Here is a 10,447-nt window from a genome sequence, read left to right on the forward strand (position 1 = left end):
CGCGCGAGGCCGGCGCGCTGGACCTGGGCGGCGCCCGGATCACACCCCTGGACGGCCGCGCCCGGCACGCCGCCGGCGACGTGGTCATCCTGACCTCGGGCACCTCCGGGATCTTCAGCGGCTGCCTGCACCGCGCCCCGTCGCTGCTGCGCAACGCCGCGCGGCACGCCGCGTCGGTCGGGCTGGGCCCGGCGGACACCGTCCTCGTCCTGCTGCCGCTGCACTTCTCCTACGCGCTGGTGGCGCAGGCGCTGGCGGCCCTGGTCACCGGCGCGCGGCTGGTCGTGTGCGGCCCGCCGCACACGCCGGCGCGCCTCGCCGCCGCGGTGCGCGCCCACCGGGCGACCAGCACGTCGCTGACGCCGCATCTCGCGCGGCGGCTGCTCGACGGGAGCGAGCCCGGGTCGCTGCGCATGCTGACGGTCGGGGGCGACGCCCTGCCCGCGGCCGGCGTCGCGCGGCTGCTGGAATCGCGGCCGGGCCGCGAACTGTACGTCACCTACGGGCTGACGGAGGCGGGGCCGAGGGTCGCCACCCTCGCCGCGCACGCGGAGCCGCCGCACCGGTACGCCTCGGTGGGCCGTCCCATCGAGGGCGTGGAGGTCGCGCTGCGGGACGTGCCCGGCGCGGGCGCCGGTGGGGCCGGTGAGCTGCTCGTCACGTCCGACACCGTCCTGGTGCGCCGGGTGGGCGTCCCCGAGGGACGGCCCGCCGACTGCTTCACCGGTCCCCGCACGATCGCGACCGGGGACCTCTTCCGCATCGACGCCGACGGCTACCTCTACTTCGCCGGCAGGCTGACCGACCACCTCGTGATCGAGGGGGTCAGGGTCTCGCTGGCGTCGGTGCGGTCGCTCGCCGCGGCGCAGCCCGGGGTGGTGCGGGCCACGACCAGCGTGGGCCGGGACGCCCGCGGCGAGCGGTGCTTCGATCTCGAGGTCGAGATGAGCGATCCGGCGGGGGACGCGGCGCGCCGGGTCCGGGACGCCCTCTACCGGAGGCTGCTCCGGGCCGAGCGGCCGCGCCGGATCACCGCGGTCCCGGTCCGGGAGGACGTCCCGAAGTGACCCTCAGGCGGGCGGTGCCGCCGGGGCGGCGTTCTCGTCGCCGAGCGTCCCGGCCAGCTCCTCGTCGACGCGGGCGGCCAGTTCGAAGACGGTCGGGTGCTCGAACACGGCGCGGACCGGGATCTCGGCGCCGAACTCCTCGATGACGGCGGCGGTGATGCGCACCGCGAGGAGGGAGTGGCCCTTGAGGGCGAAGAAGTCGTCGTCGGGACCGATCTCGGCGACATTGAGCACCCGCCGCCAGATCGCGGCCAGGCGCCGCTCGGTGTCGGTGGAGAACCCGCCCGGCCCGGCGGCGCCGGAGGGCTCGGCGGCCGCCGTGGCCGCCCGTCCCGTGGCGGGCGCCAGGTACGGCCGGGGGTCCGGCAGGCTCTTCCGGTCGATCTTCCCCGTGGAGGTGGTGGGCAGCCGGTCGACCAGGATGTAGGCGGCCGGGACCATGAACGCCGGCAGCATGCCCACCAGCCTGCGGTGCAGGGGGGACACCTCGACCGTGGCGCCGGGCCGCGGTTCGAGGTAGGCGACCGGATGGGCGGTGCCGGACTCGTCGACGTGGACGCCCACGCCCGCCTGCGCCACGGCCGGGTCGGTGAACAGGGCCGCCTCGATCTCGGCGAGCTCGACCCGGGCACCGCGGATCTTCACCTGGGCGTCGCCCCGGCCGAGGAAGAGCAGGCTCCCGTCGGGCAGCCGGCGGGCCACGTCACCGGTCCGGTAGATCCGCTCCGCCTGGCCGTCCCGTCCCCCGTTCGAGGCGGCGGACCCCGCCGCCCCCGTCCCGCCGGGGAACGCCGCCTCCAGCGGCAGGAAGGCGGCCCGGGTCTCCTCGGGCCGCCCCACATACCCGTTCGCGAGGAACCGGCTGCGGAGCCACACCTCGCCCGACTCCCCGTCGGGGACCGGGGCGCCGTCCGCGTCGCGCAGCAGGGTCTCGATCCCGTCGATGTCGGCACCGATTGGGACGTCGCCCTCGTGGCCCTCGGGGACGGGGTGGAAGGTGGCGACGGTCGACTCGGCCGGGCCGTAGAGGTTGTAGATCCGCGCGGCCGGGAAGTGGGTCCGCACCCGGGACACGAGCGAGCCGTGCAGGGGCTCCCCGTACAGGGTGACGGCGCGCACGTGCGCGGCGGGCCCGTCGGCGGCCTCCTCGCGGGCGAGCAGCAGCCGGCGGATCAGCGTGGGGACGGCGAAGACGTGGCTGGGCTCGTGCTCGATCACCAAGGTGCGGATCCGCGCCCCGTCGGGCTTCTCCAGGGACGAGGGGATGACCAGGGTGGCGCCGGCGTCCAGCGCGCCCAGGATCTCCAGGTAGCCGGCGTCGTAGCTGAGCCGTGCCCACTGCAGCATGCGGGACCCGGGGCCGATGCCGTTCCGCTGGGCCAGCCATCGCGAGAAGTGCGTGAGGTTGCCGCCGCGCAGGGCGATGCCCTTCGGCCGTCCCGTCGAACCGGAGGTGTAGATCAGGCAGCTGGTGTTGGGCGGCACCGCCGTCGCCCGGCCGCCCTCGTGCCGGGCGGCGACCTCGGCGGTGTCCCCGGCCACCGTCACCAGGATGGGACAGCCCTCCGTCGCCACGGACCGCCGGAGCCCGCCGCCGTCGGTGATCAGCCCGACGGGCGCGCAGTCCCGCAGGATCACCTGGTGGCGGGCCCGCGGCTGGTCCTCGTCCAGCCACACGAAGGCCAGGCCCGCGCTGAACGCGGCTACCAGCGCGGCGATCGCGTCCGGCCCGTCCGGGAGCATCATGGCGACGACGTCCCCGGCGCGCAGCCCGGCGGCGTCCATCGCCTCGCGGTAGCGTCCGGCGCGCGCGGACAGGCCGCCGTAGGTCAGGGTGCCCTCGGGCGACAGGATCGCGGGGCCGTCGGGGGTGGTGCGGGCGTGCCGCGCCACCGTGGCGCCGATCTCCGAGTCCGTTGTCATCGTTCCTCCCAGGGACGGTCGGTGTGCCCGTGCGAAGCGCCTCCGGCGGCGTTCCGCCCCGCGGCGCGCCACGCCGCGAGGACCCGGACGGTTCGCCGCGCGACCTCCGGCAACGCCGACTGGAGCATGAAGTGGCCGGTGTCCAGCGTGGTCGCGGTGACCGGGCCGGTCGTGCAGTGTTCCCACCCGGTCATGTCCGCCTCCCGGGCCGACGGGTCGCCGGCGCCGACCAGCGTGTGGACGGGGCAGTCCAGCCGGGGGGCCGCCGCGGGGCGGTACCCGCGCAACAGCGTGAGGTCGGCCCAGATGTCGCGGATCACGATCTGCCGCACCGCCGGGTCGTCGAGGGCGGCCCGCATCTCGTGGTGGTTGTCCTCGAGGTAGGACAGCAGGAACCGGAGCGGTCCCGGGACGCTGCCGTCCGCCGAGGGCCGCCCGGCCCGGAACATGTCCTCCAGGCGCAGCGCGAACAGGGCGGGCGGCAGCGTCGACAGCGTGAGCAGCGCGACCGGGGGCAGCACCGCCGCCGCGGTCCGGGCCGTCTCGTACCCGATCAGCCCGCCGAGGCTCTGCCCCAGCACCGCGTAGGGCCGCTCGGTGCCGGCCAGCTCCGCCCCGGCCCCGGCGGTGAGGCCGGCGAGGGTCGGGCGGGTGCGCGCGCCGCCCCGCGTCGGCATGCGCAGCGCGCGGACCTCGATGTCCTCCGGGAGCGCGTCGGCCAGGGCGAGGAAGGCGGGGGCGTCCGCCCCCGCGTGGGGGAAGCACATCAGGCGCAGGACGGCGTGCGGCCGCCGCCTGGGGGTCCAGAACCACTCGGACCCGGCGCTCACGAACCGTCCCGGAGGTCACTCCGCGGGACGACGATGACGACGGGCTCGCGCGGAGGCGGCGCGGGATCCTCCGGCCCGCCCGGTCCTCGCGCGCGGTCTCCGGTGGGGGCGCCGCCCGCGTCCGCGCGCTCTTCGCCGGGCGGGGACTCGTGCTCCCACCGGAACGAGCCGGGGATCAGGAAGGCGGGCAGCCGCCCGCGGAGCCGGCGGCGTAACTCGGCGATCCTCGGCAGGCCCCGCCCCGGCACCGGGACCAGCGTGGCGACGAGGCCGGATCCGGACGGGTCGTCGCGAACCCGGGCGGAGGCCACCGCGGGATCGGCGGCGAGCGCGTCCTCGACGACGCGCGCCGGGACGCGGCCGCCGTGGACCACCAGCTCGCCCTCGCACGGACCGTGGTCCTCCAGGGTGCCGTCGGCGCGCAGCCGGGCCAGGCGGCCGGTGTCGACGCCGGTGTCGTCGAGCCAGAGCCGGCCGAGCGCGCCGCGCGGCAGCGGGACGCCGTCCTCGTCGCGGACCGACACGCGCGTCTCGCCCGGCGGCCCGGCCACGCGGGCGGTCAGCTCCGACACCGGGAGGCGCGGGTCCGCGCACACGGCGCGCAGCAGGGAGACGTAGGTCTCCAGGAAGTCCTGGACGGTGTCCTGGTCGAACAGGTCCACGTTGTAGGAGACCAGGAGGCCGAAGAGGTCGCCGCCGTTCGCCGACAGCTGTATCTCGAGGTCGAAGCGCGTCGATCCCTGCGTGACGCCCTCGCCCCAGCGGGTCATGCCGAGATCGTGCCAGCGGGCGGTGCTCCCGATCGGCGGCAGGTCCAGCAGGTGGAAGAGCACCTGGACGAGCGGCGTGTAGGACAGGTCGCGTTCGAGTCGCAGCCGGTCGACGATCACGTCGAAGGAGAGGAGGTCGTGCTCGTAGGCCCCGAACAGCGACTCGCGGACGTCGGCGAGCGCGGTCAGGAAGGCGGGGTCGCCGGACACGTTCATCCGGACGGGCAGGGTCTGGACGAAGAAGCCCACGGTCGAGACGAACTCCGGCCGCGACCGGCCGGCCTCGGCGACGCCGACGACGAGGTCACCGGTGCGGGCGTAGCGGGCCAGCAGCACGCCGAGCGCGGTCAGGCCGACCATGAACGGGGTCGCGCGGTTCGCCCGTGCCAGCTCGTCGACCCCCGCCGCCACGTCGGCGGGCAGCGAGCGGAAGAGGTCGGCCCCCCGGAACCGCTGGACGCGCGGCCTGGGCCGGTCGGCGGGCAGGGTGACCTGGGGCGGCGCCCCGGCCAGCTTTTCCCGCCAGTAGGCCAGGTGGCGCTCGGTCTCGGGCGAGCGCGACAGCTCGTTGCGCCACCGCGCGTAGTCGGCGTATCCGGCGGCCGACGGCGGCGGCCCGGCGGGACGCCCGGTGACCTCCGCGGTGTACAGGACGCCGATCTCCACGTCGACGATCATGGTGGACCAGCCGTCGATGATGATGTGGTGGAAGGACAGCATCAGCAGGTGCCGGTCCGGCCCGAGGCGCACCAGGTGGGCGCGCATGAGCGGGTCCCGCGCGAGGTCGAACGGACGCTGCGACCAGCGGGAGGCGAAGCCGGTCAGCGCGTCGTCGGTCGGCGCGTCGTCGGTCGGCGCGTCCGCGGCCGGGGCGTCCTCGGTCCGGGTGTCCTCGGTCCGGGCATGCCCGGCCGGTACGCCGCCGTTCCCGGCCGCCGCGAGATCGGTGTATTCGAGCGGCACGGTGGTGGGCGTCCCGGCGAGCCTGACGGCCGGTATCCCGTCCTCGGAGGTGAAGGTCATGCGGAGGGCGTCGTGCCGGTCCGCGAGCGCGCCGAGCGCCCGGCGCAGCGCGTCCCGGTCCAGTGGCCCGGACAGTTCATAGCCCAGGAAGATGTTGTACTGCGTTCCGCCTGGTGACAGCTGCTCCAGAAACCACACGCGTTGCTGAGTCGGGGAAAGAGGCAGTTCTTGATATTCCCGCACGAGTGCGTCTCCTGCCGGAGAGTAACTGTTCGATTTCTGTCGAACTACCTGGGCACTGCCTCGACCGTACCCGTGCGTGGACCGCTGTCAAGACTTTCCTCGTGACCTGGAGTAATGTCCGGGAGGGCGCGACCGAAACGGCCATGAATTATGCCTTGCGGAGTGACCGATTCATGGTGTCCCATTGTTGGCCGGGGGCGGTGCGGCCGGGCGATCTCATGATCTTGTGGATGGGCGAGCCGCCTGTGGGAGCGTTGCGAGCCGGTCCGGCGGCGGCTTGTATCAGGAGGCCGCGCCGCGGGCAACGGGACCGGGCGAATCCGGCACGCATTGCACAGAATTCGGCGGGGATCGTCAATGCGGACCGTCCAAATGCGCCCAATCGCGCTCGGCACTAGCCAGAAGCGTTCAGCAAAAGGAAACTTAAGTTTCAACAATTCCGTTCCCCGCCCCCGGAGCGCACGATGTCCGTCGGAATCCACCCCACCCCGTCCCAGCGGCGCACTCTCCCGCAGGCCCCGGCCCTCGCCTGGGTGATCGCCCGGCTGTTCCTCGCCTGGATCTTCCTCTGGGCCTTCCTCGACAAGCTGTTCGGGCTCGGCAAGCCGGCCAAGAGCGGCTGGCTCGACGGGACCTCCCCGTCCAAAGGGTTCCTGAGCCACACCGAAGGCCCCTTCAAGGACATGTTCCACGCGATGGCCGGCCAGTTCTGGGTCGACGCCGGCTTCATGTTCGGCCTGGCCGGTCTCGCCGTCTCGCTCATCCTCGGCATCGGCCTGCGGGTCGCCGCGGTCGGCGGGACCGTGCTCCTCGCCATGTTGTGGGCGGCCTCGCTCTGGCCCGAGGCCAACCCCTTCATGGACATGCACTGGATCTACGCCATCCTGCTGGTCCTGATCGCGCAGTACAACGCCGGGGACGCCTACGGCCTCGGCGGCCCGTGGTCGCGGACGGCGATCGTCCGGCGCTACCCGTTCCTGCGCTGAGACGCCCCGGCCCGGCGCCCGTCCGGAAGGCGCTCCCAGCCGTCCGGACGGGCCCGGCCCCCGATGTCGACAGGAGGCCGGGCGCCCGGACCTCCGCGGACGTGCGAGTTCTCGCGCGTCAGCTCACCTTCCGCATCGCGCGGACGCCATAGTGCAGATAGGGCGAACCGTCGGGGAGCGTGTAGAAGGTCATGGGCGTCCACTGCCTCGTCTCGGGCCTGCGGGTCACGAAGACCCCGGGCTCCAGGGGGCGCATCTCCTGCTCCAGTACCAGGCGGCCCTCGGGCGTCAGCTCGCCGAGATCACCGGACACCGTGATGCGCAGCACGAGGCCACCGTTCCGCTCGAGCACCTCCATGCGCGTCGACGCGTGTCCGTAGACGCCGACGTAGCGGGACGGGTCGTCGTCGACGGGCCCGGTGGCGGGCTCGGGCGGCGCGGGCATGGCAACGCCCGCCAGCTCGGCGAAGACCTCGCGATAGAGGTCGGCGTAGAGGCCGTGGGCGTCGCCGCCGTTGGTCAGCAGGCACACGGCCAGGTCCGCCCCCGGGAGGACGCGCAGGAAGGCCGTCTGGCCGATGGTGCCGCCGTCGTGGCCGTACATGCGATGGCCTCCCCACTCCATGAGGGCCCAGCCGAGCCCCCACGCGTCGCCGAGCGTGCGGGTGTCGGGCAGGGCGACCTGGAAGGTGCGCATCGCCTCGGCGCTCTCCGCCGACAGCAGCCGCGTGCCGTCGGCGGCGACACCGCCGTCCAGGTGCAGCCGCGTGAAGGCGAGGAGGTCGCGGGCGGTGGCGCAGATGAGCCCGGCCGGGCCCGCCGACCGCATCAGCGTCCAGTGCGGCGTCACCCGCGGCGGGTCCCCGACGTGGCCGGACGCGGCGCGGTGCCGCAGGACGTCCTCCGGGAGCGTCGCGGTGTGCGTGAGGCCGAGCGGCGCGTAGAGGCGCTCGCGCATCAGCCGGTCCCACTGGACGCCCGTGACGCGCTCCAGCACCCGGCCCAGGAGGGAGAAGCCCGAGCCGCAGTACGACATGGTCGCGCCGACCGGGTGGTTGACGCCCGCGTCCGCGAGCCGTTCGGCGTACCGCTCCAGGCAGTCGTCGCCGCGGCCGGTGTCGAGGAACAAGTCGCCGTCGATGCCGCTGGTGTGGGTGAGCAGGTGGCGCGCCGTCACCCGCTCGGTCAGCTCCGCGGTGCTCAGCCTCAGCTCGGGCAGCACCGAGACGATCGGCGCGTCCAGCTTCAGCGCGCCCTCGTCGACGAGCATCATCGCGACGGTGGCGGTCCAGACCTTCCCGATCGAGCCGAGCTGCCACACCGTGTCGGTGGTCGCCTCGATCCGGGCGCCGGCGTTGGCCAGGCCGGCGGCGGCCTCCACGAGGTCGCCGCCCCGCAGGATGCCCAGGCACGCGCCCGGGACGCCGTGCCGTTCGACCAGCGCGCCGAGACGCTCGGACCAGTGGGCGCTGTCGGTCATTCTCGGCTCCTAGCCGTTCGGTGACCCGGCCGACGAGGCGGCGGGAGCGGCCGGCCCGGTGCGAGGGCCGCCCGTCAAGGATGATCAAATGGCCGGCGCCGGCACCGGACGGGGACGTCACGGGTTCGCAACATGTGGGACCGCTGCCCCGACGGTCGCCGAATGGCCCGCCGGCCGCCCCGGCGTCCTCGCGCACCGGGCGCGGGACCTCGCTCGCGCGGCGGTGGCGGAGGCGGCGCGGAACGCCCGGTCGCCACACCCGGTCGAGTTCCCGGGCGGCTCGTCCCGCCGGCCGGCCCCTCGGCTCAGCGTTGCGCCGTACCGCCGATCTCGGTGATCAGGCCGGTCTCGTAGGCGACCGCCACGGCCTGCCCGCGGGTTCCGACACCGAGCTTCTTCAGGACGTTGTGGACGTGCGTGCGGACCGTGGTGATGGAGATCGAGAGCTCCCCGGCGATCTCGTTGTTGGAGGCGCCCTGGCCCAGCAGCAGGATCACCTCCTTCTCGCGGGCGGTGAGGAGGTCCGCAGACAAGGAGGGGCCGTCGTTCAGAGTGGGGGCGGCCGGGATGTTGAGGGCGTCTCGGGCGCCCTCGGGAATGACCATGACGTCGCCCGTGGTCACCATGCGCAGGGCCTGGATCAACTGCGCCGATGACGTGTCCAGGGAGAGCACGGCGCTGACGCCGAGCTGGAGCGCCTCCAGCGAGCGGTCGATGTTCTCGGTCTTCACTATGACCACGACCTTGGAGAGCCGGGCCAGCGCCGACAATTCCTCCTGATGCTCAACGATCATCAGGGCCGGGGCGACGACGAGCGTGATGTCGGGGCACTTCTCCTCGGCGGCGGTCAGCGCGAGGTCACCGGACGTCTGCCCGATGATCTCGATGGTGGCCTCGTTGCCGAGAAGGGCCGAGAAGGAGTCGGCTATGATCGGTTGCTCGCAGCAGAGAAGCAGCCGTTGTCTCATGGGCGGTGGCCCCGCTGCTCGGGACATGACGGTGCGACGTCCACGGAATACGGCATGGCTTCCCTGATTCCCCCGTTGTGCTCCCATGGCCGTCGCGGGAGGCCGATGGCAGTCGGTGAAGCTGCATTCGATCTTCGACAGGCTCACTCTCCGGATGGGGTCGCTGACTTCTCGTGTCATCGATCGGATGAGCGGGATCAGTATGTCAAGTTATCGCGGCCGTGTGGATGAGGGTAGGGGTAGCGGTATCGGCCTTTCCGAGAACGGCTCGGTGTTTCGGCCGGTGCGCGTTCCCGGCGCCGTTGTGACCTCCGAACGACGATCACGAAGAGGCGCTAAGGCCCGCGCGGCGGCGTCCTCCGGCGCCGTGGGCGGATTCGGTTCCCCAACGCCCGGCGGCACACGCACGGTAACGACGATGCGGCGGAAGCCGAATGGCGTCGAAGCGCTCGTCATGAAGGACGTCCTCTGAGCCGCCCGGTCAGCGGTTCGTCAGCGGCACCGTCAGCGTGATGGACGACAGTCGGTCCGTCCGCTGAACTCCATCGCCGTTCACGCGGCATAGGGGGAAGTCGTGAGTGACGTGTACGACCGCTTGGTCGATCTGCTGGTGGACCGCTTTGAGGTCGACCGGAATCAGGTGGGGCCGGATGTGGCCTTCCAGGACCTGGACATGGACTCGCTGTTCCTGGTGGAACTGCTGCTGGTCGCCCAGTCCGAGTTCCCCGGCGCCGACATCGGCGAGGACCTGCTGTCGCCGTCGGACACCATCGGGCGGGCGGCCGAGCTGATCGGCCTGCGGATCGCGACGGCGGCCTCGCCGTGACGGCGCGGGACTTCCTCATCGGGTACATCGCCGACTCCTGGATGGACGGCGACGCCGCGGGCCTGCACGAGGACACCCCCCTCATCGAGCTCAACATCATCGACTCGGCGGCGATCTTCGACCTGGTGCACTCCCTGCAGGACGAGTTCGGCGTCGCCGTCCCGCTGCGCGAGATCACGCCCGCGAACTTCCGGTCGGTCGGCGCGATCACCGCGCTGCTCGGCCGGCTGGAGCGGGAGGAGAAGAGCGTCCGATGACCGATCTGGTGGAGAGCGCGCCGGCGGCGGCCCGGGCCCGCCGGGCAGGGCCTCACCGGCGCCGGTGGTGCTGGCGGGGACGCCGAACGCCTCCAGGACGGCGGTGACGTGCTCGGGGAGGGTCGTCTCGTCGC

Annotated in this window: 9 protein-coding genes; 4 read left to right on the forward strand and 5 right to left on the reverse strand. The window is 73.4% G+C overall.

What is annotated here, in order from left to right:
- The coding region (amcH, locus tag E1291_RS33900) for an adenylate-forming 2-oxoglutaryl-ACP ligase AmcH (RefSeq protein WP_131742157.1) at nt 1–1,067 on the forward strand (1,067 nt) is incomplete at its 5' end.
- A 3-nt stretch (nt 1,068–1,070) separates the two neighbouring features.
- On the opposite strand, the gene E1291_RS33905 is transcribed toward amcH, so the two are convergent.
- From E1291_RS33905 to E1291_RS33915, 3 genes are read right to left on the reverse strand one after another with little or no spacing between them, the layout of a single operon-like run.
- Nucleotides 1,071–2,990: a non-ribosomal peptide synthetase gene (locus E1291_RS33905; protein WP_131742158.1), complete on the reverse strand. Its 1,920-nt coding sequence runs from the start codon at nt 2,988–2,990 to the stop codon at nt 1,071–1,073.
- Entirely contained in the window at nt 2,987–3,820 is an 834-nt protein-coding gene (locus E1291_RS33910; RefSeq protein ID WP_131742159.1) for a thioesterase II family protein, read from the reverse strand. The genes E1291_RS33905 and E1291_RS33910 overlap by 4 nt, the downstream gene beginning before the upstream one ends.
- Entirely contained in the window at nt 3,817–5,796 is a 1,980-nt protein-coding gene (locus E1291_RS33915; protein WP_131742160.1) for a condensation domain-containing protein, read from the reverse strand. Before E1291_RS33915 ends, E1291_RS33910 begins: the two co-directional genes overlap by 4 nt.
- Nucleotides 5,797–6,260: 464 nt before the next feature.
- Between E1291_RS33915 and E1291_RS33920 the strand changes: the two genes are divergently transcribed.
- Complete coding sequence (locus E1291_RS33920) at nt 6,261–6,782, forward strand: DoxX family membrane protein (protein WP_131742161.1); 522 nt, start codon at nt 6,261–6,263, stop codon at nt 6,780–6,782.
- Nucleotides 6,783–6,900: 118 nt separating this feature from the next.
- On the opposite strand, the gene E1291_RS33925 is transcribed toward E1291_RS33920, so the two are convergent.
- On the reverse strand, nt 6,901–8,262 hold the full coding sequence (locus E1291_RS33925; RefSeq protein ID WP_131742162.1) for a serine hydrolase domain-containing protein: 1,362 nt from the start codon (nt 8,260–8,262) through the stop codon (nt 6,901–6,903).
- Nucleotides 8,263–8,567: 305 nt separating this feature from the next.
- Nucleotides 8,568–9,230: a response regulator transcription factor gene (locus E1291_RS44790; RefSeq protein ID WP_165495420.1), complete on the reverse strand. Its 663-nt coding sequence runs from the start codon at nt 9,228–9,230 to the stop codon at nt 8,568–8,570.
- A 574-nt stretch (nt 9,231–9,804) separates the two neighbouring features.
- Between E1291_RS44790 and E1291_RS33935 the strand changes: the two genes are divergently transcribed.
- Both E1291_RS33935 and E1291_RS33940 read left to right on the forward strand, forming a co-directional pair.
- Nucleotides 9,805–10,056: an acyl carrier protein gene (locus E1291_RS33935; RefSeq protein WP_131742163.1), complete on the forward strand. Its 252-nt coding sequence runs from the start codon at nt 9,805–9,807 to the stop codon at nt 10,054–10,056.
- The gene (locus E1291_RS33940; protein WP_207401080.1) at nt 10,053–10,313 is read left to right on the forward strand and encodes an acyl carrier protein; all 261 of its coding nucleotides are present in this window, start codon (nt 10,053–10,055) and stop codon (nt 10,311–10,313) included. Before E1291_RS33935 ends, E1291_RS33940 begins: the two co-directional genes overlap by 4 nt.
- Nucleotides 10,314–10,447: the final 134 nt, after the last annotated feature.

Origin of the sequence: Actinomadura roseirufa (assembly GCF_900659635.1) — a bacterium.
In the GTDB taxonomy this organism is placed as follows: Bacteria; Actinomycetota; Actinomycetes; order Streptosporangiales; family Streptosporangiaceae; genus Spirillospora; species Spirillospora roseirufa.

Excerpts from the sequence above, each read along its gene's own strand:
- E1291_RS33905 (WP_131742158.1), bottom strand. The coding sequence starts at position 2,990 with ATGACAACGGACTCGGAGATCGGCGCCACGGTGGCGCGGCACGCCCGC.
- E1291_RS33920 (WP_131742161.1), top strand. The coding sequence starts at position 6,261 with ATGTCCGTCGGAATCCACCCCACCCCGTCCCAGCGGCGCACTCTCCCG.
- E1291_RS33925 (WP_131742162.1), bottom strand. The coding sequence starts at position 8,262 with ATGACCGACAGCGCCCACTGGTCCGAGCGTCTCGGCGCGCTGGTCGAA.
- E1291_RS44790 (WP_165495420.1), bottom strand. The coding sequence starts at position 9,230 with ATGAGACAACGGCTGCTTCTCTGCTGCGAGCAACCGATCATAGCCGAC.